Genomic DNA, 25,637 nt, shown 5'->3' on the forward strand with positions numbered 1-25,637 from the left:
CCTCCTCTAGCTATGGTTTCCTGATATCGTCCTGGTTCCTAATCCGCTTCCTGCGATTCTATCCGGGATTCCCCGGCTCCGCCGGGCAATCCGCCCATCCTAAAACTTAGGTATACATATCCACCGATCCATCCGAGCCGTCCTTCAAAATATCCCCCACTCGGGGTGCGCTCTCGCCAATCTCGGAGCCCCCCTCCGGATCGCCCGCGCCCCCACCGCGTGAACCCGACGCGCCGCCCTCGCCGCGCGCCCCGGATTGTCCGTCCTGACCCGCTTGGGTGAACTGGGCGAAATGCTGGTCTGACTGCGCGAGGTCAAGCTGCGCGTTCAAGCCCGTAGAGGCCAAATCCCGCCGGATTTCCCCCAAAGCCTGGCGTAATTGATCCCTGGCGGCCTCGTTGGCTCCCAACAGCTGCAACTGCACCGAGCCATCAGCCTGGAAGTTCACGGCCACACGCACCGGCCCGAAAGCCTCGGGTTTAATCGCCAGCTTTAACTGGTGTATCCCCTCGCCCAGGGCGCGCAGACGCCCCAAATGATGCTGCAACTGGTCGAAAACCTGCCCCGGCAAATTCGGGGCATAGGTCGGCGCACTGGGATTCACGGCTGCGGGTGCCGCCGAGCCAGCCAGCGGGGCGGGCGCGGCCACAGGCGTTCCCGCCATCGCATTCCCGGAAACCCCCGACACATTCGCCCCCGCCGTCTGGCTGGTTCCCGCCGCGCTGACCTCTGACTCTAGGCTAGCCAAGTTCATCGGGGCAAAACCCGCCGCCGTACTGCCGGTGGATTGCCCGGCCAAAACCCCGCCGAAATTATTGACTGCATCCGGCCATGGGGTTGGCGCCTCATGAGCTCCGACCTCACCGGTGGCACCGGGAACCCCGGCTTTTTCCCCGGGGGAAACCGCCTCGGCCAAGCCCTCAACCGGCAGCTCGCTGGTAGAGGGGTTCGCGATGCTCGCCAGGATGTCGCGCATCAAGGCCTGTCCGTCCATCGCGGGGGTTTTCGCTTCGGCCGGGGCTTCGCCGCTCAAGGCGGCCAAGGCGGCGGTGTTGGCAGGGAATTCGCTCGCGACAGGCATGCTTGGGGCGGGTTGAGCCGCAACGGGGGCTTCCGTTGGCGTCGCTACGGTTTCCTCGGCACGAGGTGCCATCTGGGCAACCGGGCTCTCCCCCTGAGTTTGGCTGGCCACGCCCGGGTTTCCGGAAAGTTCCGCCGCGAGGCTCTGTTCCAGCGCCTGAACCTCTGCCTCGGTAACCGGGGTGGCGGTTGCCTGCGGGTCAACAGCGCTGGGATTCACCCCGGGCTTCGACCCGGTTTCCCCACCTGTACCGCTCACCGCCGGATTGCCCGTATTATCCATGGAATTCGGGGCGGTGTCCCCCTCGGATTTCGGGGTTTTAGCGTTATCTCTCCGCTGGGGTTTGCGGGGTTCCGGGCTGGATTTCGCGGTCAGGGTCGGCGGATTCTCGCGGGACTCCACCCGGGTAGCCTCCGGGCGGGCGGCGGGCTTGGGGGTGGTTCTTACCGGTTTAACCCTGGGTTTCGTGGCGGCCCGATCCGCCGCGCGCGCCGCTAGCTCAGCCGGGCTGGGTACCCCGGAATCCCGGCTGGATGTCGGTGGAGCAAACGGCTCGCGACCCGCGATGGCACCTCGTGAAGCCGGGGCAGAATTAAATATCACGCCACTTGAACGAGCCTCGCTTGCCAAAGCGCTCATCAAGGACTCGAAAGCCGTCGTATCCCCTGACCTCGAATTGTGACCGGACACCGCCGCCCCCACGGGATTCGGCTTAGCTGGCGGATTGTGAACCTGGTTTTGAATCATGATTTACACCCCCAAGGCGGAACGTAGCGCGGACATGGCACCCAGCGAACGGGCGGTAGTATTCAAGGCGGCAGTCGAAGCAGTGCTGCCCAACGGCGGCATCGCGTCCGAGGTCGCCCCGGCCAAAGGATTCAGGGCGGGATTCGCGACTGTTCCCGCGCCCACCAGTTGACTGAGCAAAGCGGCATTGGCCGAAGTCGTACCAATCCCGCCCTGCCGGGTTCCTCCGTAGGCGCCCGACACCCGGTTTTGCCCCGAAAGCTGGTTTACCAGGGTCGACGCCAAATCCCCCGACGGGTTGAATCCCACATTCGCCTCTAGCGGCGCCAAAGCCGCCACAGAAGCCATCCGGCGCGTCGCAGCAGCAGTGGGCTCCGCCGTGACCGTGGGGGCGGGGTCGTTCTCGGAGCGCATCACGCGGCGAATCGTGTCAATCGGCCCCATATCCTTGACGCTGGCCTCGGTCACATTCTCGCCGGGACGCGGGGCGTGAATCACCCGGTTGTCACCGATATATACCGCGACATGCCCCGATTTGTGGCAAATAATCAAGTCGCCGGGGCGGGCATTCTCGATGCCGTCGACCTCCTCGCCGGCGTGTTGTTGGTCATAGGTCACGCGCGGCAGTTTCACCCCGACCTCGCGAGCAGCGGTCTGTACCAGGCCGGAACAATCCAGGCCTTTGGCCGGATTCGTGCCGCCCCACACATAGGGCACCCCAATATAGGATTTCACACGCTGGACAAAGGCTTCGGCGGTGCCGGGTTGGCCTTGGATAACGCCGCGCCCATGAAAGAGGCTCGATTTGCCGACTTCGGTCGAAGTGATTTGTTTGGCGTATTCACTGGCAAAAGGACTGGTGGACTTGGCGGCGGCACTGGCAACCCCGGCGGCACCGGCAGACGCGGGGTTCTTGCCCCCCAGTTCCGTAACAGCTACCGGCGGCCGCCCCTGGTTCGACAGGGCGGCAATCTTTTCTTGGATAGCGGCAATGCGGGATTGCACGCTGGCTACTCCATCCAGGCTCACTGGTGTCCTCTCACGGTCTCGATTTCTTCATGGCGTAATTTGGTTTTAGCGCCATCCGTGGCGTTCGGGGCGCTGCCCCGTTGAGATGCTATCTCGTCGAGGACAATCTGTTCCTTGTGTAAATCATCGGCCAACACGGCCTCGTTATGACGATTTTCAAGCTTTTCCAAGGTGGCAGCCAATCGTTTCGCGCCCTTCCATTCTTGCTGACGTTGTTCCACCACTGCCTCGGCGTATTCCTTGCGGGCGATTCCCTCTTGGATCTGCATCCGGGCAGCGTTGCGCATCGCCGCCGCCACCGCCAGGTTGGAACCGCTGGTCGCAGTCATATTGCCCAGCCGGCCGCGAGCCGCTTTGAGTTTCTGGTCGGCCTGGTTCAAATCCGCGTTCGCGGTGGCGAGGTTTCCCTTGGCTTGTTCTTCTTGCAGGTGGCGCAGGTTCAGCAAGCCTTGCAATCTAAATGCTCTTTCTACCATTCACGCCCCCTTACGCTGCCTGCTCTTTTTGGAATGACTGGTACAAATCGAACAGTTGTTGCCAGGCTTCATCGAAGGTAATCTTTTCGTCCGTTTTCTGGGTCAAAAAGGCCTCGATTTCCTCGTCATATTGCAAGGCCAAGTCCACTTCCGGGTTGGTGCCCTGCTGGTAGGCACCCACATCCAGCAGATCTTGTACCCCGCGTTTCGCCCCCATAACCTGGCGCAAAGCGGTGGCGGCTTCCTTTTGTTCCCGGGTGCACACTTTCGAGGCCACGCGGGAAATCGAAGCCAGGGCATCGACGGCGGGATAGTGCCCGGCCACCGCCAGTTTTCGATCCAGCACGACGTGGCCATCCAAGATTGACCGAGCCTGGTCGGCGATGGGCTCATTGTGGTCATCCCCGTCCACCAGCACGGTATAGATGCCGGTGACCGAGCCGACCGCGCCCGAGCCGGCACGCTCCAACAGTTGCGCCATCATGGAAAACGTCGAGGGCGGATATCCGCGCGTGGCGGGGGGTTCACCCACCGACAGCCCAATCTCGCGTTGTGCCATACAGGTACGGGTCAGGGAGTCCATCATCAGCAGCACATGGCGTCCCGCGTCGCGATAATATTCCGCGACCCGGGTCGCGGTGAAAGCGGCGCGTTTGCGCAACATGGGGGATTCATCCGAGGTTGCGACCACCACCACGGAACGCGACAGGCCTTCCTCGCCCAGGTCGTCTTCCAGGAATTCGCGCACCTCGCGGCCGCGTTCGCCCACCAGAGCGATAACACAGACCTCGGCGTTAGTGCCGCGCGCAATCATGGACATCAAGGTGGATTTACCCACCCCAGAACCGGCAAACAGGCCAATACGCTGGCCGCGCCCCAGCGTGACCAGCGTATCCAACACGCGCACCCCCATCGCCACTGGCGTGTCGATGCGGGCGCGCTCCAAGGCATTGGGCGCACTGCCGTGAATCGGAACGTGGTCAGCGACATATATCGGCCCTTTGCCGTCAATCGGCCGCCCGGCCGCGTCGATGACGCGCCCGAGCAGCGCCGGGCCTACCGGCACGGTGGCCGGCAGCCCCGTCCCCCTGACCGGGGACCCGACACGCAGACCATCCAAATTATCCAATGGCATACACGAAGCCAGCCCGGCATCCAAGGCTACGACCTCGGCCGGGGTTCCCGTGCCATCCCCCACCAAAACAACTTCCCCCACCCGACAGTCCAGGCCGCGCACCTGTACCGAGAGTCCGACCACGGACTCTACTTCGCCTACTCGCTGCGGTTTGGTCGCATTCAACAGAGAGGTAAATGCTGGTGAGGTCAGCAAATCCACAGGGCGTCACTCCTCGGCAGCCTGAACTGTGGCCAGAGCTTCGCGGGCACGTTCCACGGCCGAGGATAATCTGGCATCCAGCAATCCCTCCGGCATATACGCGACCGCATCCCCCGGATCGAGTTCAGCATCGGGAACCAGCTTTACCGGGCATTCCACACCCAGGCTGTTCAGCGTCTCCACATCCTGTGGGTTCATGTTTACTTTGACGATTTCTTTCGGATCATTCATCGACAAAGCGCGTTTCAAGGCGGATTTCGCCCCGGTTTCCCGGTCAGATAGCTCCGCTCCCAACAGGGCTTCCGCCAAGGTCAAGGCGGCTTCCATCAGGGCAGATTTCATCTCGTCTACAACCAGGGCGTCGCGCGATTCTATTGCATCGGCCATGGCCTGGATTTCGTCCATGGCATCCACATAGGCTTCGGTGCGAGCTTCTTCCGCGAGGCGGGCATCTTCGGAGATAACCGCGCGTTCCGCTTCGGCTTCACGAGTGGCACGTTTTTGTCCCGCAGCCCAGCCGGAAGAGAACCCCTTGGCATACCCAAAGGCCTGGGAGGACTTGTCGTTGGATTTGTTTTGGTTGCTGGCCGAGGCCAATTGGAAGTTTGCGGCCGGGGAATTGTTGACGGCCGGCAGCACGGTCTTGGCCGCCACCCCCCCCACGTCGCTGGTTTTCCTTGACTTCCAACAGGTCTTGATCAAGCCACATATTCGTCCTCCTCTTCGCGGCGGATTACTATCTGGCCGGATTCTTCCATCTTGCGAATCAGCTGCACGATTCCCGCGCGCGCTTCCTGGACTTGACTCATGCGCACCGCGCCAAGCATGTCGATTTCTTCCATCACGTTTTGCCGCGCGCGCTCCGAGAGGTTCTTCATAATGCGCGAGCGCAAATCTTCGTTGGTGCCTTTGAGCGCCAAGGCCAGTTGCGCCCCGTCCACTTGCCGCAACACCAGCTGAATGCCCCGGTCTTCGAGCATCACAATATCTTCGAAAACGAACATGCGTGACCGTACTTCGTCGGCCAGTTCCTCGTCATGTTCTTCGAGTCCCGTCAGAATCATTTTTTCAGTGCCGGGGTCAGCGCGGTTGATAATATCCACCAGGGGTTCCACCCCACCCACGGCCTGCATTTCCTCGGAGTTGATAACCTGTTCAGCTTTCTTTTGCAGGGATTCCGCTACCAAGGCCACCATTTCTGGGTTAGCACGTTCCATCTGGGCGATACGCAAGGCGACTTCGCCTTGGAGCTTCGGATTCAACCCGGCCATAACCCGCGCGGCGTGGTCGGGGCGCAGATGCGCCAAAACCAGGGCAATGGTCTGGGGATGCTCCGAAGATACCAAGGTCACGATTTCGCGGGGGTCGGCGGATTTCAGGAAGTCAAAGGGTTGGCCTTGCATGCCTTGCATGAGGCGCTCCATGATTTCCTCGGCTTTTTCCCGGCCAAAGGTTTGTTCCAAGACTTTCTGGGCATAGTCTAGGCCACCGTGCCCCAGTTGCAGCGAGGCTGCCACCACCGAATTCTCGTAGAATTCATCGATAACTTCGGCGGAAATCTCGCGTGGCACATTGGACATGCGCATAATCTCGGCCGAGAGCGCTTCTACCTCGTCGTCGTTCATTTCGCTCATAACCCGCGCGGCACGATCCTTGCCGATTTGGATTAACAGCAAGGCGGCTTTCTGTAAACCGCTAAGAGCCAAGGCTTGCGCTCCGACTGCCATGTTTAGTGACCTCCCATCCAGGCACGCAACTGTTCAGCGACCAGCTGCGGCTTATCCAAAGCCAGCTCCGCGATTTCTTCACGTTTCGCTTCGAGCTTGAGCATAATCGGATCGAGCTCTGGTTCTGGTTCTTCTTCCGGTTCAGGTTCCGGTTCGGGCACCTCGGCGGCTTCAATCGCCAGGGCTTCTTCCTCGGGCGGGGTAAGGGTGTAGGGATCTGGCAGTTGATCCAGCTCGCCTAGATCCAGCGCTTCACGTTCGCGCGCCTTGGCGCGTTTCTTGGCTACCGCCGCGATAATAATCAGCAACAGGATAATCAACCCGGCTATCACGGCTTGACGAATCAAAGTCGTGGTCTTGGCGCGCTCTGCCGCCGCTGCGGCTTCCTCGGCGGCCTTCTCCCGTGCCTTCTGGGCGGTGTCGTCGAAGGGCGCGCGCGAAACATTGATGACATCCCCGCGCGCGGCATTAATCCCCGTGGCGGCCGCCACCGAGTCCCGTACCTGGGTCATGTCCAAACGTCGGGCAGTTTCCTGGTTCAGCACCACCGAGATGGTCTTGCTCATCGCTGCCCCGGGGCTACGGGTGGTATTGGTCAGTTCTTCGTTGACGGCATTGTTATTGACGGTTTGGTTGTTTTCGTACTTTCCGCCATTGCCGTTACGCAGTTCGTAGGGGTTGCCGATATTATCCGGTCCCAACACGCCGGCAACCACCGCGCCACTGCCCGAGTAATTCTCGGAGGCCTTGGAAGACGACAGTTGTTTCACGCCACCCTCTGGGTCGGTATAGACTCGAGTGGTTTTCTGTTCGGTTTCCTGGGCTAGCTCGACATGCGCCGAAACCTTGGCATTACCCACCCCCACCAGGGGTTCCACCATCGCCAACGCTTTGGCAACCAGACTCTTTTCTGTCTCTGTGGCGGCAGCCGATCCGGCGCTGACCTTGTCCGACAGCGTGTTACCAGCGGTGTCCACCACGGACACCCCGCCTTTAGCGAGGTTTGGAATCGAGGCGGAAACCATATTCACAATGGCTTGCACCGTGTTATTGTCAACCTCGCGCCCTTTTTTGGGTTCCACCGTCACCGAAGCGGTGGTGGCTACGGGTTTCTTGGGATCGGCAAACACTGTTTCTGCTGGAATAGCCAAAGCTACCGAGGATTTTTCGATTACATCCATCGAATTAATGGTTTTGGCTAGCTCGCCTTCTAGAGCGCGTTTCTTGGCCATTTGCTGTTGGAAATCCGAGGCGGCCACGCCCAGGTTATCCAAAACGGCGTATCCCGTGGTGGGCTCAGCCGGCAGGTTATTAGCCGCCAAATCCATGCGTGCCCGCTGGATGTCATTGCTGGGCACTTTCACGATACCGTTATCGGCAACCTGGTATTTAATCCCGGTGGCATCGAGCTGTTGGGTGACCGCAGCTTGGTCCTTTTCTGTCAGACCGGAAAACAGGACAGTATAGCTGGGGCGTCCAACCCACGAGTACAGCACCACGCCGCCCAGCACCAGCACCGCGACCCCGATAATAACCAGGGTTTTTTGCGCCAGAGTGAATTCCTTAACCGTGTCTTTGACTCTGTCTAAAGTATTGACTATAACCGGTGGCATTAGGCTTGCATCCTCATAATTTCGTTGAACATGTCAACTGCCTTGTTCCGGATAGTGGAAGACAGTTCAATGGTCAACTGGGATTCTGCGGCTGCAATGGTGTAGTCGTGAACATCATTTAGTTGACCGGTAACGGCTTGTACTCCCAAGCGGTGGGCGGTACGTTCGCGCATCTGCATATTAGCCACCACATCAGCAAAGATATTGCCAAAAGAGGTTTCCCGCACATCGCGGATGTCCCCACCTTGAGCCACCCCAAGTCGAGTGGGCTGCAAGGTAGCAGGATTCGCGCCCAGGCGTGCCGCTCCTGCTTGGGTGGCGTACGAGCGGGAAAACCCCAGAGATTGCGCCATTTCATTGGACATCTGCTGGGAGCCTTGCAGGCGCCCAGAGAGGTTAGAACCGATTCCATCCACTGGATAAGGCATCAGGCGTTACCTCCCGATTTGCAGGGCTGACTCGTAGGTGGCTTTGGCTCGATCCACCACCGCCGCGTTTGCCTGATATGCCCTTTGCGCCATAATCAGCTGTGACATTTGGGAGCCCAAGTCAATATCGGGGTGGCGCACATAGCCTTCGGCGTTGGCGTTAGGGTCTTTGGGGTCATAGACGATACGTCCGTCGGTGCCACCCAGGGCGATACCCGCAACCATGGTTCCGGCGGGACGGCCGTAATCAACTGCCTGCGCCACGACGTAGCGGGCTCGGAAAGCCTCTTCGTTCATGGGCTTGGTGGTGTTGATATTGGCAATGTTATCCGAGATGCAGTCCAACCACTTACGGTTGACTGTCATGCCCGTACCTGCAATTCCAATAGCTCCAAAGGTTGTCATGATGTTGTCCTCATCGCTGTGCGGATACCGTTATAGTGTGCGCTCATTGCTTGGGTTGCCAGTTGGAAGCGCAGCACCGTATCCACGGAGCTGATGGTTTCCGTGTCAAGGTTGACATTGTTGCCATCAATCCGGGTGGGTTCCAAGGAACGCGCAGTAGCAATATGAGCACTTTGCGGGTTGCCGAAGCGAGTGGCACGCGCCAGTTCATCTTCAAAGCGAACCTTGCCGGCTAGAAAGCCGGGGGTCTGGATATTCGCGATATTGTCAGCGATAACCCGCTGACGCATCGATAAACCATCCAGCGCAGTCCTCATGGCTATGTAGTTGATTGAATCAAACACGAAAACCTCACATAGTTTTCACTGGATCATCCTGAAATCCGATTACCCACAATCTCCTGCTGTGGTTCAACGCTTCTTGCCCTGACATTATCATTATCGGCCGAAATGACCGTTTTGTCGAACCCTAATAGCAACTTTCCTTCAGGTTCAAAAATTACTACCGTAATTTTACAGTACTTTTACCGCAATCTCGATTCCTTAGTCGAGAAAACCCGTGCATCACTACTGTTCACGCGGATTCTGAAAAGTTACCCAGGTGGAATTCTGGTTCAGACCACCTCCCACACTCGGCTTTAACCAGAGTTTACTTTATTGCGGTATTTCCCTCTACGACATTAGATTCCACCCCAAACCCGTACGGTAAACCTTACCTACACCGCTATTCTATTCAAGACATGAACATTATCGGGACTTAAGGGATGGGTGTGATATTTATTACATTAACTAATGCATTGCTTATAATCATTCAGGAATCACTCAGCAAAGATAATTCCCAGGAAACTCCCAGAAATAAAGGTGACCTGGTACTATGTGGCGCTAACGCAAGCTCAGCTCTCGGTATCCAAGTAAACTGGCTTGGATTCACGCGGCCGCTTCACAGTCATACGCAACCGGTCACGGTCAGCAAGGTTTTGTTCCATTTGAGCTTGAATCAACACGTTGATATTATCCAGCTCCACTCGAATCTGTTCGGCCTCGAGCCGCAGCTCGGCGGGCAAAGACCCCAACTTTGGTTCCATCCACCGGTCAGTTTCCGGAATCTCTCCCGCCGCCAACGCATCCTTAGCGGCCGCAATATCCGCCCACAATCGATCCAATTCGCGACGCCACGCCGCGAGATTATCAGCCGACACCAAGATCACCACTCGCGGTGCGCTTAACTTCCCCCGGCTTACCCGAAGCCTTGGATCGGGCTTCCTCGGCTTCCAACTGGGCGGCGGCCTGCTTCCAGGCATCAGCCAAGGGTTTGAACAGTTCGTGAATCTCGCGTGCTTTGGTGGCATCCTGGTTCACATTGGCGTTAACCAATTCCTTCATGGCATAGACATAGAGCGCCATCAGCCCCTCGGCACCGTCCCACACATCCATGCGCAGCGAGGACATTAGCTCCGCGATAATATCTTGGGCATGAGTCAGGTTCTTGTGTGCCTCGACCCGGTTCTTGCCCGCCAAGGCATTTTCAGCTCGCCCCAAATCCAGCAACAGCCGGTCATAGAGCATTGTCAACAGCCGAGCGGGCGAGGCGGTTACAATCGAATCCTGTTGGAAACGGTTTATCGCAGTCTGCATATCTCCTCCGTGTAAGTCCTTAGCCCTAAGCTTACTTCGGCTGGGCGCGGAATGTGCCACACCCAGCCGAAGTCTATGAAGTTTTCACCTGTGGCGTTTACTTGCCACCCATCATTCCGCCGTTAAGCTGTGCCAGCTGGCCTTGCAACCAGGCTTGTTTCTGGCCGAAAGCCGCCAGCGCGGTTTGCAACCGGGCGTACTGCTTCTTCATGTTCTCTTGCTTGGCGTTAATGCGCCGCTGGAAGTCGTCAATCCGCCGGTCGTAGTAGTCGCTTTCAGTCTTGCGACTCTCGATAGACTTGGTCAAAATCCCCTCTTTAGAGTCAGAGAGCCGCGACCCCATCGAGCCAATCCGATCACCCAAAGCCGTAGCCAACTTCTGGGCAGTCTCCGGGCTCTTTTCCATCAGTTCCTTGAACTTAGCGGAATCGAACTTAATCGACATTTCCTTGGTGTCCTTGTCCAGATTCAGTTCGATACCCAAATCCTTCAAGGCGTAGGTCTGGTCATTGCCCTTGGCATCCTTAATGGTGATGCCGTCGGACATAATGGAGCCAATCTGGCTTTGTACCATGCGCCCGATAGAATTGGACAAAGCCCCGGGAGCCTTCCACTTGCTCTCGGTGCCGTCATCTTCACGGCGAATCTTTTCCACCGACTTCATACCCTGGTGCAGGGTGCCCAAGACCTTGTTCAAGGCACCCACCATGGATTCAACCTTCTTAGTGGCCACATCCCCGTCCTCGGTGAGGTTGACCTTAATCCCCTTCGCGACAAATTCCACGCCGTCCTTTTCCACAAGTTTAGGATCTGTGCTGCTCGGTTTTCCAGCACCAGCCGCTCCACCCTGAGTGGATACAGTCGAGGTTCTCTTAGTCTCCCACTGCAGAGCCTTGCCGGTAACGTTCTTTCCATCGGCATTCTTCTGCTGTTCCACGCCGGAAATATCGATGGTCACCTTGTCCATCAGCTCGAGCTTATTGGAGGCATAAAAGTAATCCTTGCCATACATCCGGATATGCGCATCCGTAGCATCCTTATGCAGATCCCTTATACCCTGAACCCCTTCTCCGTCGCGCAGCGCCGCCTTGGCTTTTCCGTAATCGGCAAAAGTATAGGTGATGGACTTGGACGCAGCATCATGCTTAATCTTATCCTTGTCCAAACCCGCACTTTTGGCGATATCCCCGGCAAAAATTCGGAAGTCACCTTCGTTCTTTCCGGTGTCTCTCCCGACAATCTGGAGCATCTTTTCTTCTTTGCCGTCTTGGCCACGCAGCTTCACCACCGTGGCGGACACCCCGGCATCCTTAACCGCGTTAATCGCCTTGGCCATGTCCTCCATAGAAGTCGAGGCGGGTTTAATATTGGTCACCTTATTGCCAATATGGATGGAGAAAGACCCGTCACCCTTAGCCATCTCGTCGGTCAGAACCGCCAGCGTCTTGGCGTCATACACTTCCCTCTCGGCACTGGCCTTGGACACCACATCGAACTCTACCGAACCCACCTTGGCACCGGTCTTGGCTTCAACCGTCACGCCCTTGTTGTTCGAAGAGCCTTTAACTGCCCCCCAGATATCCATCGGGTCGGAGGTCTTGTCGAACTTGTCCTTCTTCCCAAAGACTCCCCACGCATTAGAGGTCAAGGAAGCCAACTGCGCGTTGAGATTCTGGAATACCTTGGTGCCGTCGTCAATGTCCTTTTTCTTCTGCGCCAACAAGTAGCCCGGACGCTTCTCGAGCGCAATCAGCTTGTCGACAATTCCATCGGTGGGGAAACCGCCAATGCCATCTATTGCGATACCCATGATTTATTCTCCTTCCATGGATTTTCGTGGCTTTATCCTTGAGATAACGCCTGGGTCGTAAGTATCATGTCACCAAAGACACTACCTCAACAACTATCTTCGGTAAACCCCTAAAATTATTTAGGAAAACATCCGGAAAATCTCGTCAAGATTTTCGTCTCTCCCGCTACTTGCCGCCGGCTCCATGCGCTCGCAGCGAGAGTCCCCCCAGGTAAGAGGCCATTGGCGGCTGCGGTGAGGGTTCGGGTGGGGGCTCAGCCGCCGGGGTTTTCCGGGTTCGTCGCGCCCGGACTTTGTCTTTACTTTTACGTTTTTCTTCCTCGGCGGCGCGCGCCTCGGCTTCGGCGCGTAACTGGGCTCGAGCCTGGGCGCTGCCCTTGGAGCGGCTGGCCAAGAAAGACGTGGTCGAGGACGCGGGTCGCAAGGGGTCGAGTTTCGCCTGTACCGCCGGGGTTTTCCGGGGTGTCGCCCCGGTTTTCGCTCGGCTCGTTTCGGGCGCGGGTTCATGAGGTGCCATCACCTCATGAACGGAAGCGCCCTTACTGCCCCCTCCCGAACCAAGCGACCCCGCCGATTCCACGGCGGCCGGCGTTTCCGCCTTCGGTTCCACCCCGGATGACACCTCATGAACAGGCGCAACCTGGCCACCCGACACGGCACCCCCCAACGCGCCCGTCCCCCCGCCGGCGGCGAAATCCTCGACGGACGCCTCGCGCAAAGCCTCGGCGGTGTCGGCGACTTTTTTCAGGTAGCTCTGGCGGCGCTTCTCGACGATGCCCACCTTTTGTTGCGGTTCATGAGGTGCCTCCGCCGCATCGTCAGGCTCCAAATGGTGCACCATTCCATCTCGAATCATGGACAAGGCCTCGGTGCGCAACTGGGAAACCCTAGATTGGGTCACCCCCAGGGACGCGGCCACCTCGTTAACCGATTTCTCTTCAAAAAACACCTGTTCCACCACGTAACGCAGGCGTGACGGCAGCGCCTTTACCGCCGCCTTCAAGTAAACCAGGCGCTCATCAGTTAGCACTGTGTCCTCGGGATTCAAGCCATCATCGACAATCTCTATCGAACGCGAATCATCCTCGCTATAAGACACATCAATCGAAACCATCCGACGCGAAGCATCCAGCTGGGCGGCCTCGACCTGTCCCACCTCGATTCCCAAAGCGACGGCCAGTTCCTCGCGAGTCGGCGCGCGACCCGCAGCGGCCGTGAGGGCGGCCGTCATTTCCTCTAGCTGCTTGGTGCGGGAACGAGACCCACGCGTCGCCCAATCCATGGCACGCAGTTCATCAAGCATCGCGCCGCGAATCCGAAAAACCGCGTAACGGTGAAACGGCACCCCGGTTTCCGGGTTATAACTTTTAGCGGCCTGAACCAGCGCCAGCGACCCCGCCGAAGCCAGGTCTTCGCGCTGGACGAAAGAAGGCACACGTCGCAGCAACTCCGCGACCTGGTAGCCCACCAAGGGGAGATTTTTCTCGATTAAAGCATCCCGATCCAGCTCTACGGATTCGGCTCCCACCAGGCCTCCCCTCGGAACTTCACAGTAAACTCTTCCCCATTTTACCCTTTAACTGGGCTTGGAGCGACGTTTTTTGAATACAGCTGGGGCGCGACAGCGGGGCGACGCGTTAGACTTTAGAGTAAGCCGGGTCAGATAAACCGGTAGCAGCAGCCAGAAAGGAGAGGCCGTGTCACTGGACGCTTTATCGCGCCAACTGTGGAAACAGCGCGAGATATTGGAATCGATGCTGTTTAAACTCGAAGAAGAGCGCCTGATTGTCGCCACGGGGTCATCCCGATTCCTGCCACGCGCCACCAAAGAACTAGAGGCCGCCGTAGCCAAAGCCCAAGGCCTGGAACTAGAGCGAGCCGTGGAAGCCGAAGCCGTAGCCGTGGAACTGGGGCTGGCACCTCATGCCTCCCTGAAAGAAATCGCCGCCGCCGCCGAAGAACCCTGGCAGACCCTGCTGACCCAACACCGCGAAGCCCTGGTGCAGCTGACCAGCGAGATTGCGCAAACCACGCAAGCCAACCAGGAAACCCTCAACAGCCTGCAACGTGCCGTGCAAGAAACCCTGCTGGGCGTGCCAGGCCTGGGCGAAACCTATGGAGCCGACGGGACGGTCAAAAATGCCGAAGGCCAGGCGAGCTTTATCGACCAGGCGCTGTGAAGGCTGACGGCGGGACAGCTGGACGCGCGGGACAGCTGGACGCGCGGGGCGGCGGGCAGAAATGTCAGGCCAATTCGGAAATAAAACTCATATCTGCAGGCTACGAGCCGATAGTTCGGAGTGACCAAGGAAACATTGTGATTCGAAGGAATATCACGGGCTAAGAGAAAGGACACTCCGATGGGTTCGACGTTTTCTTCGCTGAACGCTGGATTGACCGGCCTGTACGCTGCCCAACGCCTGATTGAAGTCTCCGGGCAGAACATCATCAACCAAAACACCCCCGGCTATACCCGCCAACGCGTGGAACAAAAAGCCCTGGGGATTGGTTCCGAACCGTCGATTTTTTCTGGCTCCGTGCCGCAAGGCGGCGGGGTCGAGATTACCGGGGAACGCCGGCTGGGGGATTTTTTCTTAGACGCGAAACTGCGGATGGAAACCGGACGGGCGGCTTCTACCAAGGAAATCACCAGCGGATGGAAGAACGTCGAATCCTCTATGGACGAACTGGGCAAGAAATCCCTGTCGAACGCGATGCGCGAGTTTTACAAGTCTTGGGGGGACGTGAATAATTCCTCGGATAACCTGGGGGCGCGCGCCACCGCGATTGGCAACGCCCGCGCCTTGGTCGACCAAATCAAAACCGGTTACACCCACATCAACGACCTGTGGAAGAACGGGCGCGCGGAGTTGGATGCTCTGGTAGCCGACCTGAATACCACCATGGATTCCGTGCTGGCTTTGAACGAGCGGATTCGCAAAGGCACCGCTATGCACGCCAATGTGAACCACCTGATTGACGAGCGCGACAAACTCGCTTTGCATATCTCGGAGTTGACCGGTGCCACCGTGCGCAAAGGATACAGCGTGTACACGCCGGAAAACGCCCCGAACGCCTCCATGATTGGCAAGGGCTACGAGGACGGCTCGATTGAGATTATGCTGGCCGGGAACTCGATGGTCGGCAAAAACTACGTGAACCATTTTAAGGTCGACGGCTCGCGGGACATGCCCGGGATTGACGCCGCGCCGCGCGAAGTGTACCAAAAGGCCGAGAAGGAGCTTCAGGACAAGGTTCTGGATGCCGAGGGCGCTACCATTGCGGGCAAAGTTGCCGCCATCAATGATGCTGATGCAACGGTAAAGCAACAGAAGCAGGAAGCGGAGCTACGGAAATATTTTAGCAATGAACAGGCTAAAATCCTTAGTCAAATCACTGATACAACCAAGCAAGAAGCTGCCATCAAAGAAGCCATGCCCAATGCCAAGTTTGAATTTCACGGGCATAAGATTCAGAAATACCAGGCTTTCGTGGGCGTTTATAAAGCGGGCGATGAATATTACGAAGGTACCACGAAAAAAACTGTCGCTGCCGGGGATAAACTCATTGGGAAAAAATATGTGGCTTTCTATGACGTAGAGAAAGTCATGACCACGAAGAAAAAGGAAGGCACAGCTCCCAACGACAAATTGGTGCCAAAAAAACCAGAAGACGAGGTACTTGCGAAGACCCGCAAGGATTTCTCGGATAGGGACTTTATTTCCGATGAAGGCCCGGTGCGTTTGACCTGGACGGTCGGCGGACACAATGTGGCGATAGAGGACGGTCGCATCGGCGGGCTGGTACAAAACCTGAAGCCAGCCGAGGTTCCCGGAGTCTCCGGCACTATCGGTCGCGGCGGCTGCTGGGCGGAAACCGGTAAACTCTACAACGATGCTGCGGCGAACATCGCCAAAGAAGTCAACCTGATTCACGCGAACAACCTGAAGTTGGACAAGGATGGAAACCCGGTTAAGGACGCGAAAGGCAACTTCGTCACTGTGCCCGAGGGCGAGGTGCCGAATAACACCAAGTCCCTGGTGACGAAGTCGACCACGTTCAGGGTCGTGAACACTAGTAACGAACCGGAGATGGTGAAAAACCCGAAGTTTGACAAGACGCAACCAGTTTCAGAAAACAACCCAAAAACGATTCCGAATCCAAAGCTTGCTCCTAAGTATTTGGCCACTCTCACCCAGAAGGAAGGCGAGTCTGATGATGCTTTCAAGTTGCGGGTGGAATCCTTGCGGAAGGATTTGTCTAATTCCCCACTCATCGGTGCTGGGTATGAAGTGAAATCGGGAGAGGGAACCCTGAATAATGGCGGCACCCCGGTAGGTGCCACTGTCGAGGTTGGGTTGAAACTCAAAGAAACCTCGATAGAGATTGCCACTGACGCGAACGAAACCGTTGACAAATACAAAGAACGCGTGGAACAGGAACGGGTTAAACTCGACAAAGCCCTGGAAGGCACCGGTTGGAAAGTCAAATCCGTGAAGTACCCGCTGGGTAAAGCCGTGGTTCAGTTGGAGTTCGACCCGAAAGCCTCGCAGCCCGCTTTGAAAGCTTCTGTCAGCATTAAAAAAGGCGAAACAGGAGAGGCGTTTAAAAAGCGAATCGGAGGTGACGCTACTGCGAATCCCCCAGTTAAGGGTGTCGCTGACCAACTGGAAGAAACTCTTAAGAATAATCTCAATGGCACCATTCTCAAGGATAAATTTGAGACAAAAAGCACGGCCGCTGCTCCTGCACCCGGCAATCCCTCAGCACCTAACAATAAAATCGAGTGGCGTAACGAGGTCGGCCTTACGGTCGAAAAAAAGAAACCCGGCGGCGCAACCGAGGACTTCTCGCTGAAAGACATGAAGCTGGAACGTAAGATTTTCGGCTCGGATGCGGAATACGATGTCGCGGTGCAAAAGAGGGTGCGTGAACTAGAAAAGCTCTATCCGGGTAGTTCCGTAACTTTCACCAATGAGAAAGAAGACGGCGGGGATTTCTTTACCTTTGCGGCGGCTGACAATAAGCTGCCCCCGGCGTTGCGTCTCGGGGTGGCGATTGACGACCCGATGAAGATTGCGGCCGGAGTGTACAAGAACGGGGTTTATGACGGCTCGGTGGCGCTGCGGATTGGCAACCAACAGGACTCCGCAACCTCAACTTTGAACGAATGGGGTAAATCCGTGGTGGATGTGGGCGTGCACGCCTCTGGGGCGCGCGATTCCTACAACCTGGCGGAGCAAACCCGCCGGATTGCCGACCAGCAGCAAAAGAGCCAGTCCAGCGTGGATATGAATGAAGAAGTAATGAACCTGATTCGTGGCCAGCACGCCTATGCGGGTGCGGCGCGTATCACCAGCACTGTGAACTCGATGCTGGAAACCCTGATTAACCTAGGTCGGTGATAGCGATGATAACCCGTGTAACCACTTCGATGATGGCCAATGACACCTTGGCCAATGTGCAAAATAACTTCCAGCGCCTGGCGGATGCCAATGAAAAAATGGCTTCCGGCAAGCGCATGAAGTTCGCCTCCGACGACCCGGCCTCCTCGGTGTCCTCGATGCGGCTGCGCAAGGAACTGGCCGCCACCGAGCAATACAAGCGCAATATTGACGATGCCCAGTCCTGGATGCAAACCGCCGACTCCGCGATGGACACGGTCTCGAAACTCTATCTTCACTCTAAAACCAAGCTGATCAACTCGGTCAGCGGTGCCATGGGCAAGGAATCCCTCCATGCCCTGGCGGCCGACCTGCGGCAAAACGCCCAGGCCATCATGACCCAGGCCAATAAAACCTATCTGGGACGCACCGTCTTCGCCGGTAACTCCGACAAGGGCGTGGTGTTCAAAACCGGCAAGGATGCCAACGGGGACTTGCAGTTCATGCAAACCGAGGCTGACAATGTCACCGCCATGCCGGTAGACCGCCGTATTAACGCCTACACCACCTTGCCGGCCAATGTGGATGGCAATAAGCTCTTCGGCACCGGCACCATCAAGTATGTTCCCGGCCCGATAGATGATGAAACCGGCTTGCCCACATCCTTCGAGGTGGACGACGGTAACAATCCCTCGGTGATGAACCTGCTGGTGGAAGCCGCGCGCCTCATGGAAACCGGGGATTTGGGCGGAGAGAAGGGCGAAAAAATCCTGGCCATTCAGCGCGAACTGTCCCGCCGGGAAAAACTGTTGCACACCAACCAGTCTGACCTGGGGGCGCGCCACAAGCAGGTGCTCGAAGCTCAGGATAATGTCGTGAGCGACATCCAGGCCGTGAAAACCCAAATCTCTGGTGTCGAGGACGTGGATATCCAGGCCGCTACCATCGAAATGTCCCTGGCACACATGGCCTACCAGGCCGCCCTGGGATCCACCAGCCGCGTAGTCCAGCCCAGCCTGCTGGATTACCTCCGCTAGATTCCCAAATTTGCTAGACTAGGAAGCGATGAGCAACAACGACCCGAACCCCAAATCCCCCACCGAAACCGGTGACAACGAAGACTTCCCGACCCTGAAAATCCGCATGGTATCCCCCATGCCCGGGCTCGAAGCCCACCTAGATTTCAGCCTCAGCGCCGTGGATGAAACCGGGGTGCTGTGGACCTTACGATCCACAATGGATCCGAATGTGCGACTCTTTGCGGTGCCGCCCATCGCTTTTTTTGACGGATACAGCCCGATTATTCCTTCCTCCGCACGGCTGCGCATCGGTCTAGCCGAGGGAGCCGACCCGTTCATCCTGGTGATAGTACATCCCGCCACCGGGTCATACCCGCATACCGCGAATCTGTTGGCGCCGCTGGTAATCAACCCCGACACCATGAGCGCGCTGCAGGTCGTGCTCGAAGACCAAGATTGGCCGCTGCAAGCCCCTATCGGCGACCCGAAATAGTCCAGCTCTCGCTTGCCGTCCGTTAGTTTTTCGAAAATCCCTAGCCCCCTAATTTTGGCTTCGATTGGTGTTAGGCTCAGTCATCTGGAAGCCGACTGTACAGGAACCATCGCTCAAGCTCTCGAAGACGAACGAATTTCCTTGCTTGATGCGAGTTGTTTCACCGGCGAAAAGATTCCGACCGTGGAAAAATTCTTGCCAAATATAACCGGGTTGGTGTCGCGTAATGGAGTACCCCCTAAACGGCGAAGCCGCAGGAGTCCCCTATTGCTTGCGAGGGTCGCGGGGTTTAGGAATAGGTCGCGGCTTCGGAATAGCGAAACCCGGCGCGCCAGCGGCGGGTTTCGCGGGCGGTAAGCCAGGAGCAGCGGACGGGGTCGGCGCGCCAGCGGCGATACCGGACGCGGCGGAACTAAGATTTCCGAGGGACACGGCAGAACCAGGATTTCCGGGGCTATCCGCGCTGACAGCGGCACCCTGAGCCAGGGCTGATTTCTGGATGAGTTTACGCAAGTCGAGCGGCGAGGCAGCAGTAGGTCTGATACCTCGCAACGAAGTCAAAGCCGCCGCATCGATACTCATCGCCGCCACGTTTTCCTCGGAAACAGCCTTAACCAATTCGGCGCGATTCACCGGTACTGAACGTGGAGCATCGACCCCCAGGCGAACCGAATCACGATGCACCTCCACGACGGTGACAACAATCCCGTCACCAATGACAATCTTTTCCCCAATACGTCGACTCAAAACAAGCACGCCTATCACTTTACCGGAAAACCGGTCAAACGTGATGCTTAGACCACCCCCGAGAGAAAACCGCTGCGAGTTTCCCCAGGACTCTAGCCTCACGCGGAAGAACCGAATCCAGGAAGCGGAATGGGCAGGAGACAGAGGAAGCCGGAAAGATACGGGGAACTTGCTGAAAAATTACTGAATTTGATTATTTTTATTGCAAATTTGCCCTATAATTCACGGTAGACGGTGCCATCGGTACCACTTAGTACAGGAGGTCGCTTTATGGGCGAAATGGATGAAATTGTCCGCGAGTTCCTGGTCGAGTCATACGAGAACCTCGACCAACTCGAACAAGACATGGTTTCACTCGAATCCGAGCCAGGTTCCAAAGAACTACTGTCCTCGATTTTCCGAACCATACACACGATTAAAGGGACGTCAGGCTTCCTGGCGTTCAACCGACTCGAAAAGCTGGCTCACCGCGGTGAAAACCTGCTTTCCGAACTGCGCGACGGCGTGCGCGAAATGGATCAAGAAACCGCCGATGTGCTGCTATCCATGGTCGATCGCATTCGTGCCATCATGGGATCCGTGGAAGAAACCGGCCAGGAAGGCGATGTAGACATCGATTCCGTCATTGCCCAGATTGAAGCCATCCAAGGCAAGACTGAATCCGCAGCGAAGCCCGCAGCCGAGCAAGCACCTCATGAAACCGAGGAAACCCCCGCCGAAGTACCATTCATGACCAACGTGCCCGACGAAAAAGGCGAAACCTCGATGGGTGAACCCGCCGAAGTACCGTTCATGACCAACGTACCCGACGAAAAAGGCGAAACCTCGATGGGCGCCGAAGCCCCCGCAGCACAAGCCGAAACGAAACCCGAACCCGCCCCCGCCAAGCCAGCCCAATCCGCCGGCGCGGCAGTCGCAGCGGCCAACTCCAAGAAAGACACCAAATCCGCCGACCACCCCACCAGCGACCACGGACGCTCGGCAGCTGAATCCTCGATTCGCGTCGACGTAGACCTGCTCGACGTGCTGATGCGCGAAGTCTCTGAACTGGTGTTGGTGCGCAACCAAATCGTGCGGCAAACCGACAATATGTCGGATATGAACCTGGTGCAATCCTCCCAGCGACTGTCGATTGTCGCCACCGAACTGCAAGAGGGCATTATGAAGACCCGCATGCAGCCCATCGAACACCTGTGGTCCAAGATGCCGCGCGTGGTGCGTGACCTGGCGAAACAAACCGGCAAGAAGGTCAAACTGGTCATGATTGGTGGGGACACCGAACTGGATCGCTCCCTGTTGGAGGCCATCAAGGATCCCTTGACCCACATGGTACGCAACGCGGTGGATCACGGGGTAGAAAGCCCCGAGGAACGCAAAGCCGCTGGTAAGGATCCGGAAGGCATCGTCACCATGAAGGCCTACCACGCGGGTGGCCAGGTCGTCGTCGACATTATCGACGACGGTGCCGGTATTGACCCGGTGGCGGTCGCGAACAAGGCCTTGGACAAGGGCTTGGTTACCTCGGCACAGCTGCAGGACATGAGTGATAAAGATATCTTTAATATGCTGTTCCTGCCCGGGTTCTCTACCGCCAAGAAGGTATCCAATATTTCCGGACGCGGGGTTGGCACCGACGTAGTGAAAACCTCGGTGGAAGCCATCGGCGGCACGGTGGATGTGGAATCCGAACTGGGGCACGGCTCCACCTGGCGGATGCGCATCCCCCTGACCCTGGCGATTCAGCCCTCGCTGACCGTGGAATCCCACGGGGAACTCTATGCCATCCCGCAAGTTTCACTGCTGGAACTGGTGGCCTTGGATTCCTCGCGCAAAGAAACCTCGATGGAATACGTCAATGCTTCCCCGGTGTATCGTTTGCGTGGCATGTTGCTGCCTCTGATTCGCTTGAGCCACGTGTTACACCCCGAGGAAACCGAGCGGCGCGACGAGGAAGCCAATGGAGTTATCGCGGTGCTGCAAAACGACGACCAGCGCTTCGGCCTAGTGGTTGACAAGGTTATCAATAACGAAGAAATCGTGGTCAAGCCGCTGTCTTCCAAGCTAAAGTCCATTGGGCTGTACGCCGGGGCGACCCTGCTGGGTGACGGACGCGTGGCCTTGATTCTGGATATCGGGGCGGTGGCACGACGTTCCTTGACCGGCGCCTCGACCCAGGCTGCCCAGAAAGCCCAGGCTGCCGCCGAAGCCGCCCAGGCTCGAGCCTCGGATGTTATCGGCCAAGCCCTGGTGGTGGGCATCGGCGATGGGCGTCGCGTGGCGATTCCCTTGGCTGCTGTTACCCGTCTGGAACACGTCAACGCGGAAAAGGTCGAGCGGGTGGGTGGCCGCGAGGTTATCCAATACCGCGGCCAGATTCTGCCGATTGTGCGCCTCGACCGGCTGCTCGGGGTTATGGACTACGAAGAACCCAAGGATTTGCAAGTCGTGGTGTACAACCGTGGCGATCGTTCCGTGGCGATGGTGGTACGCGAAATTCTGGACATTGTCTCGGACGACAAGCGCAAACACTCCACCGTGGAAGATCACGGCCTATTGGGTTCTGCGGTGTTGAAAGACCGCGTCACCGAGTTGCTGGACGTGGAGCAAGCGGTGCGCGCCGCCGACCCGACCTTCTTTGACGAAATCGATGATTTCAACACGGAACTCGAACTGGGTTCCCGGCTCGATATGGTAGGGGCGTGATAGCTGATGACACAGTATGTAACCTTTAGGCTTGATGGGGCTCTGTACGGAATCGAGGTGAATAAAGTCACCGAGATTCTGCGCGGCGAAGACATCACGAATGTGCCGCTATCCCCCGAGGCCATCACCGGACTGGTGAATCTGCGCGGCCAGATAGCCACCCTGATTGACCTGCGCAAACAACTGATGCTGCCACCGCGGGGCAACGAGGAAACCACTATGATGGTGGTAGTGGTGCTGGATGGGGAAACCCTGTCTCTGATGGTGGACTCCATCGGGGATGTGCGTGAAGTCGACGAAGGCGACTTCGAGGCTCCGCCGGATACCCTGTCCCAAGATATGCGCGAGTTGATTCTGGGTGCCTATAAGCTGTCCGACGACCTGCTGTTAGTGCTGGACGTAGAGCGCGTCGTGGCCATCGGGCAAGACGCGCGCGGCCTTGAAAAAGCCAAGGAAACTACTGTGGTATAATACACTGTGATTCCTAAAGCAAGTTTGGGGTGGGTACAGGCCACCCCAAACTTGCTTTAGGCCGTGACTCGCCGCGCAGGCGGTTGCAAAAATCGATAGGCTTGCATATGCAACCCAGTTCAAGGAGAACAAATTATGTCAGGCATCAAAGTCCTGGTGGTAGACGATTCAGTGGTGGTGCGCAAAATCGTCACCGACGCACTAAACGCTGATCCCAGCATCGATGTAGTGGGCACCGCTCCCAACGGCAAACTAGCACTCATAAAATGGAAGCAACTCAGACCCGATGCCATCACCATGGACATTGAGATGCCCCAGATGAACGGGATTGAAGCGGTTCGAGAACTGCGCAAAATGGGGTGTAAAGACCCCATTATCATGTTCTCAACCCTGACCCAGCGCGGTGCCACCGCCACCCTGGAGGCACTCTCGGCCGGCGCCACCGACTATGTGACCAAGCCCGCCAACCAAGGTTCCGTCCAACAGTCCATGCAGGCAATCCGCGACGAACTGGTACCGATTATCGTCGGGCTGCTGCCCGGCAAGGCTCGCGCCACCGGTCTGGGCGGCTCTAGCACTATGTCCTCCGAAGCACGGGCGAAAATCTCTTCAGTTCCCGCGATTTTCGCCGGACCCGTGAAAACCCACGACCGCACCGGGATGCCCGACAAGCCCATCCGGATTGTCGTGCTGGGATCCTCTACCGGCGGCCCCGAGGCACTGTCCAAGGTGATTTCCACACTCAAACCTCTGCCGGTACCCCTGGTGATTACCCAACACATGCCCCCCGTATTCACCACACAGTTGGCGGTACGCCTCGATCGGATGACCTCCGCCGTGGTTCAGGAAGCACGCGAAGGCATGATGCTGGCTCCCGGACATATTTACCTCGCAGCCGGCAATTATCACATGACTTTTGCGGGCAACGCCGGGGCACCCCGCATCAAACTGACTCAAACCCCACCGGTGAACTTCTGTCGCCCCAGTGTGGATGTCATGTTCGAGTCAGCCGTTAAAATGTATGGCGGTGAAATGCTGGGCGTCGTGCTGACCGGCATGGGACAAGACGGCAAAGTCGGATGCAAACAAATCTTAGAAGCCGGGGGACGCACCCTAGTGCAAGACGAACAGTCCTCGGTAGTATGGGGTATGCCCGGGGCGGTAGCCACCGGGGGTTTTGCCGACCAAATCCTGCCGCTCGACCAAATCTCCAGCGAAATCATGCGCCACGTGCAAACCTACTCTCCACAGGAGAAACGATGAGTCTTACCAGACAAACTTTCGATTACGTCGCAGGACTGGTGAAGCAACGCAGCGCCATCCAGCTTCCTGCGGGCAAGGAATACCTGGTGGAATCCCGGTTGATTCCACTGGCACGCCAAGCCGGTTTCGACGGTGCCACTGCTGTGGACAAGTGGATTCAAACCGTTATCGCCACACGCAAACCCGGCGACCTACAAGACATCGCCGAAGCTCTGACCACTAACGAAACCTCGTTTTTCCGTGATGTCACCCCTTTCAAAGGCTTGACCGAATCGGTTATTCCACAATTGCAACAAAACGGGCACTCGAATATCTCGATTTGGTCGGCGGCCTGCTCTACCGGCCAGGAACCCTATTCCATCGCCATGTCGATACTGGATTTGCCCAATCCGCCCCAGTTCTCGATTGTGGCCACTGACCTGTCTCGGGCGGTCTTAACCAAAGCGAAACAAGGCTTTTACACCCAACTAGAGGTCAACCGGGGTCTGCCCGCCCCGATGCTGGTGCGTTATTTCCAACGCGAAGGCGCCAACTGGACTATCAGCCCGAAACTGCGGCAAAAAATCAACTTTATGGAGCACAATCTGATGTCCACCCCGCCCAAAGGCGGACCGTTCCACATCGTGTTTATTCGCAATGTCTTGATTTATTTCGACCTAGATACCAAAAGAGCAGTACTGCGTCGCGTGGCGAACACCATGGCACCCGGTGGCTACCTGTTCCTGGGGGCGGCTGAAACCACTATGGGCATGGATCCGGTTTGGGAGCGTATCACGTTGACGAAAGGCGCAGTTTATCGCCTAAAAGGAGGCGCAAAATGAAGGCACTAGTGGTGGATGATTCCCGCGCGATGCGCAAAATTATAGGGGGAATCCTGCGTAAAGAAGGCTTCGAAATTCTCGAAGCCGCCGACGGGGAGGAAGCGCTGAATCTGCTAAAGAACCCGGAATCAGGCAAGGTCGATTTGGCCACTATCGACTGGAATATGCCGGTTATGAACGGATTGGAACTGGTGGTGAATATTCGGGCGGAAAAGAATCTGCGCAACATTACCCTGATGATGGTGACCACCGAGTCAGAGCACTCCCAGATTGTGCGTGCCTTAGCGGCGGGTGCCCACGAGTACCTGATTAAGCCTTTCACCCAGGAAGCCATCAGCGAGAAACTCTTGTTGTTAGGATTGGGTTCCTGACGTGCGTTTTAGCCGGGTTCACGAGGTGCCACTCATGAACCCGAACGAAAAACCAAAACGGACTTCCCTAAACTCAAAA

24 protein-coding genes are annotated in these 25,637 nt (G+C 57.3%); 9 read left to right on the forward strand and 15 right to left on the reverse strand.

Going from position 1 to position 25,637, the window contains the following annotated elements; all coding sequences use genetic code 11:
• Window positions 1-106: 106 nt before the first annotated feature.
• The 14 genes from F4555_RS09085 to F4555_RS09150 form a co-directional block, all read right to left on the reverse strand.
• On the reverse strand, window positions 107-1,828 hold the full coding sequence (locus F4555_RS09085) for a flagellar hook-length control protein FliK (RefSeq protein WP_115325737.1): 1,722 nt from the start codon (window positions 1,826-1,828) through the stop codon (window positions 107-109).
• A gap of 3 nt (window positions 1,829-1,831) precedes the next feature.
• Window positions 1,832-2,857, reverse strand: coding sequence for a C40 family peptidase (locus F4555_RS09090; protein ID WP_115325736.1), 1,026 nt, complete (start codon window positions 2,855-2,857; stop codon window positions 1,832-1,834).
• Window positions 2,854-3,333, reverse strand: coding sequence for a flagellar export protein FliJ (locus F4555_RS09095; RefSeq protein WP_115325735.1), 480 nt, complete (start codon window positions 3,331-3,333; stop codon window positions 2,854-2,856). Before F4555_RS09095 ends, F4555_RS09090 begins: the two co-directional genes overlap by 4 nt.
• Window positions 3,334-3,343: 10 nt before the next feature.
• Window positions 3,344-4,669 (reverse strand): FliI/YscN family ATPase, encoded by a 1,326-nt coding sequence (locus tag F4555_RS09100; protein WP_004013715.1) that lies wholly within the window; start codon window positions 4,667-4,669, stop codon window positions 3,344-3,346.
• A gap of 6 nt (window positions 4,670-4,675) precedes the next feature.
• Window positions 4,676-5,371: a FliH/SctL family protein gene (locus tag F4555_RS09105; RefSeq protein ID WP_255312846.1), complete on the reverse strand. Its 696-nt coding sequence runs from the start codon at window positions 5,369-5,371 to the stop codon at window positions 4,676-4,678.
• Window positions 5,368-6,396: a flagellar motor switch protein FliG gene (gene fliG, locus F4555_RS09110; protein ID WP_115325734.1), complete on the reverse strand. Its 1,029-nt coding sequence runs from the start codon at window positions 6,394-6,396 to the stop codon at window positions 5,368-5,370. Before fliG ends, F4555_RS09105 begins: the two co-directional genes overlap by 4 nt.
• A 2-nt stretch (window positions 6,397-6,398) precedes the next feature.
• On the reverse strand, window positions 6,399-8,009 hold the full coding sequence (fliF, locus tag F4555_RS09115) for a flagellar basal-body MS-ring/collar protein FliF (protein ID WP_004572133.1): 1,611 nt from the start codon (window positions 8,007-8,009) through the stop codon (window positions 6,399-6,401).
• Entirely contained in the window at window positions 8,009-8,437 is a 429-nt protein-coding gene (gene fliE, locus F4555_RS09120) for a flagellar hook-basal body complex protein FliE (protein WP_004016062.1), read from the reverse strand. Before fliE ends, fliF begins: the two co-directional genes overlap by 1 nt.
• 6 nt (window positions 8,438-8,443) lie before the next feature.
• Window positions 8,444-8,842, reverse strand: a complete 399-nt coding sequence (gene flgC / locus F4555_RS09125; RefSeq protein WP_004013710.1) for a flagellar basal body rod protein FlgC — start codon at window positions 8,840-8,842, stop codon at window positions 8,444-8,446.
• Window positions 8,839-9,159, reverse strand: a complete 321-nt coding sequence (locus F4555_RS09130) for a flagellar basal body rod protein FlgB (RefSeq protein WP_004013709.1) — start codon at window positions 9,157-9,159, stop codon at window positions 8,839-8,841. Before F4555_RS09130 ends, flgC begins: the two co-directional genes overlap by 4 nt.
• A 575-nt stretch (window positions 9,160-9,734) precedes the next feature.
• On the reverse strand, window positions 9,735-10,040 hold the full coding sequence (locus F4555_RS09135) for a hypothetical protein (RefSeq protein WP_004572182.1): 306 nt from the start codon (window positions 10,038-10,040) through the stop codon (window positions 9,735-9,737).
• Window positions 10,030-10,476 (reverse strand): flagellar export chaperone FliS, encoded by a 447-nt coding sequence (gene fliS / locus F4555_RS09140; protein ID WP_004014114.1) that lies wholly within the window; start codon window positions 10,474-10,476, stop codon window positions 10,030-10,032. The genes F4555_RS09135 and fliS overlap by 11 nt, the downstream gene beginning before the upstream one ends.
• Window positions 10,477-10,573: 97 nt before the next feature.
• Window positions 10,574-12,286: a flagellar filament capping protein FliD gene (fliD, locus tag F4555_RS09145; protein WP_115325733.1), complete on the reverse strand. Its 1,713-nt coding sequence runs from the start codon at window positions 12,284-12,286 to the stop codon at window positions 10,574-10,576.
• Window positions 12,287-12,452: 166 nt separating this feature from the next.
• Window positions 12,453-13,814: a sigma-70 family RNA polymerase sigma factor gene (locus tag F4555_RS09150; RefSeq protein ID WP_114989773.1), complete on the reverse strand. Its 1,362-nt coding sequence runs from the start codon at window positions 13,812-13,814 to the stop codon at window positions 12,453-12,455.
• A gap of 169 nt (window positions 13,815-13,983) precedes the next feature.
• Between F4555_RS09150 and F4555_RS09155 the strand changes: the two genes are divergently transcribed.
• The 4 genes from F4555_RS09155 (at window position 13,984) to fliW (ending at window position 19,182) form a co-directional block, all read left to right on the forward strand.
• Window positions 13,984-14,466 (forward strand): flagellar protein FlgN, encoded by a 483-nt coding sequence (locus F4555_RS09155; protein WP_114989774.1) that lies wholly within the window; start codon window positions 13,984-13,986, stop codon window positions 14,464-14,466.
• 180 nt (window positions 14,467-14,646) lie between these two features.
• Window positions 14,647-17,691 (forward strand): FlgK family flagellar hook-associated protein, encoded by a 3,045-nt coding sequence (locus tag F4555_RS09160; protein WP_114989775.1) that lies wholly within the window; start codon window positions 14,647-14,649, stop codon window positions 17,689-17,691.
• Window positions 17,692-17,696: 5 nt separating this feature from the next.
• Complete coding sequence (locus F4555_RS09165; protein WP_004014113.1) at window positions 17,697-18,707, forward strand: flagellin N-terminal helical domain-containing protein; 1,011 nt, start codon at window positions 17,697-17,699, stop codon at window positions 18,705-18,707.
• Window positions 18,708-18,735: 28 nt separating this feature from the next.
• Window positions 18,736-19,182, forward strand: coding sequence for a flagellar assembly protein FliW (gene fliW, locus F4555_RS09170; protein ID WP_004013701.1), 447 nt, complete (start codon window positions 18,736-18,738; stop codon window positions 19,180-19,182).
• A 264-nt stretch (window positions 19,183-19,446) separates the two neighbouring features.
• On the opposite strand, the gene csrA is transcribed toward fliW, so the two are convergent.
• Window positions 19,447-19,938 (reverse strand): carbon storage regulator CsrA, encoded by a 492-nt coding sequence (csrA, locus tag F4555_RS09175; protein WP_255312845.1) that lies wholly within the window; start codon window positions 19,936-19,938, stop codon window positions 19,447-19,449.
• A gap of 261 nt (window positions 19,939-20,199) precedes the next feature.
• Here csrA and F4555_RS09180 point away from each other — a divergent pair, with 261 nt between their 5' ends.
• The 5 genes from F4555_RS09180 to F4555_RS09200 all read left to right on the forward strand — a co-directional run bounded on the left by F4555_RS09180 (window position 20,200) and on the right by F4555_RS09200 (window position 25,558).
• Window positions 20,200-22,632: a chemotaxis protein CheW gene (locus F4555_RS09180; protein WP_103758724.1), complete on the forward strand. Its 2,433-nt coding sequence runs from the start codon at window positions 20,200-20,202 to the stop codon at window positions 22,630-22,632.
• Between the two features lie 6 nt (window positions 22,633-22,638).
• The gene (locus F4555_RS09185) at window positions 22,639-23,103 is read left to right on the forward strand and encodes a chemotaxis protein CheW (protein ID WP_115325732.1); all 465 of its coding nucleotides are present in this window, start codon (window positions 22,639-22,641) and stop codon (window positions 23,101-23,103) included.
• A 135-nt stretch (window positions 23,104-23,238) separates the two neighbouring features.
• Window positions 23,239-24,366: a protein-glutamate methylesterase/protein-glutamine glutaminase gene (locus F4555_RS09190; RefSeq protein WP_004013696.1), complete on the forward strand. Its 1,128-nt coding sequence runs from the start codon at window positions 23,239-23,241 to the stop codon at window positions 24,364-24,366.
• The gene (locus tag F4555_RS09195) at window positions 24,363-25,187 is read left to right on the forward strand and encodes a CheR family methyltransferase (RefSeq protein WP_115325731.1); all 825 of its coding nucleotides are present in this window, start codon (window positions 24,363-24,365) and stop codon (window positions 25,185-25,187) included. Before F4555_RS09190 ends, F4555_RS09195 begins: the two co-directional genes overlap by 4 nt.
• On the forward strand, window positions 25,184-25,558 hold the full coding sequence (locus tag F4555_RS09200; protein ID WP_004016053.1) for a response regulator: 375 nt from the start codon (window positions 25,184-25,186) through the stop codon (window positions 25,556-25,558). Before F4555_RS09195 ends, F4555_RS09200 begins: the two co-directional genes overlap by 4 nt.
• Window positions 25,559-25,637 lie beyond the last annotated feature (79 nt).

Source organism: Mobiluncus mulieris, from assembly GCF_014204735.1.
Taxonomy (GTDB): Bacteria; Actinomycetota; Actinomycetes; order Actinomycetales; family Actinomycetaceae; genus Mobiluncus; species Mobiluncus mulieris.

Excerpts from the sequence above, each read along its gene's own strand:
- F4555_RS09085 (WP_115325737.1), bottom strand. The coding sequence starts at position 1,828 with ATGATTCAAAACCAGGTTCACAATCCGCCAGCTAAGCCGAATCCCGTG.
- F4555_RS09190 (WP_004013696.1), top strand. The coding sequence starts at position 23,239 with ATGTCAGGCATCAAAGTCCTGGTGGTAGACGATTCAGTGGTGGTGCGC.
- fliS (WP_004014114.1), bottom strand. The coding sequence starts at position 10,476 with ATGCAGACTGCGATAAACCGTTTCCAACAGGATTCGATTGTAACCGCC.
- F4555_RS09180 (WP_103758724.1), top strand. The coding sequence starts at position 20,200 with ATGGGCGAAATGGATGAAATTGTCCGCGAGTTCCTGGTCGAGTCATAC.
- fliW (WP_004013701.1), top strand. The coding sequence starts at position 18,736 with ATGAGCAACAACGACCCGAACCCCAAATCCCCCACCGAAACCGGTGAC.
- F4555_RS09200 (WP_004016053.1), top strand. The coding sequence starts at position 25,184 with ATGAAGGCACTAGTGGTGGATGATTCCCGCGCGATGCGCAAAATTATA.
- F4555_RS09160 (WP_114989775.1), top strand. The coding sequence starts at position 14,647 with ATGGGTTCGACGTTTTCTTCGCTGAACGCTGGATTGACCGGCCTGTAC.
- F4555_RS09195 (WP_115325731.1), top strand. The coding sequence starts at position 24,363 with ATGAGTCTTACCAGACAAACTTTCGATTACGTCGCAGGACTGGTGAAG.
- F4555_RS09165 (WP_004014113.1), top strand. The coding sequence starts at position 17,697 with ATGATAACCCGTGTAACCACTTCGATGATGGCCAATGACACCTTGGCC.
- flgC (WP_004013710.1), bottom strand. The coding sequence starts at position 8,842 with ATGACAACCTTTGGAGCTATTGGAATTGCAGGTACGGGCATGACAGTC.
- fliD (WP_115325733.1), bottom strand. The coding sequence starts at position 12,286 with ATGGGTATCGCAATAGATGGCATTGGCGGTTTCCCCACCGATGGAATT.
- fliE (WP_004016062.1), bottom strand. The coding sequence starts at position 8,437 with ATGCCTTATCCAGTGGATGGAATCGGTTCTAACCTCTCTGGGCGCCTG.
- F4555_RS09185 (WP_115325732.1), top strand. The coding sequence starts at position 22,639 with ATGACACAGTATGTAACCTTTAGGCTTGATGGGGCTCTGTACGGAATC.
- fliG (WP_115325734.1), bottom strand. The coding sequence starts at position 6,396 with ATGGCAGTCGGAGCGCAAGCCTTGGCTCTTAGCGGTTTACAGAAAGCC.
- F4555_RS09130 (WP_004013709.1), bottom strand. The coding sequence starts at position 9,159 with ATGAGGACTGCGCTGGATGGTTTATCGATGCGTCAGCGGGTTATCGCT.
- F4555_RS09095 (WP_115325735.1), bottom strand. The coding sequence starts at position 3,333 with ATGGTAGAAAGAGCATTTAGATTGCAAGGCTTGCTGAACCTGCGCCAC.
- fliF (WP_004572133.1), bottom strand. The coding sequence starts at position 8,009 with ATGCCACCGGTTATAGTCAATACTTTAGACAGAGTCAAAGACACGGTT.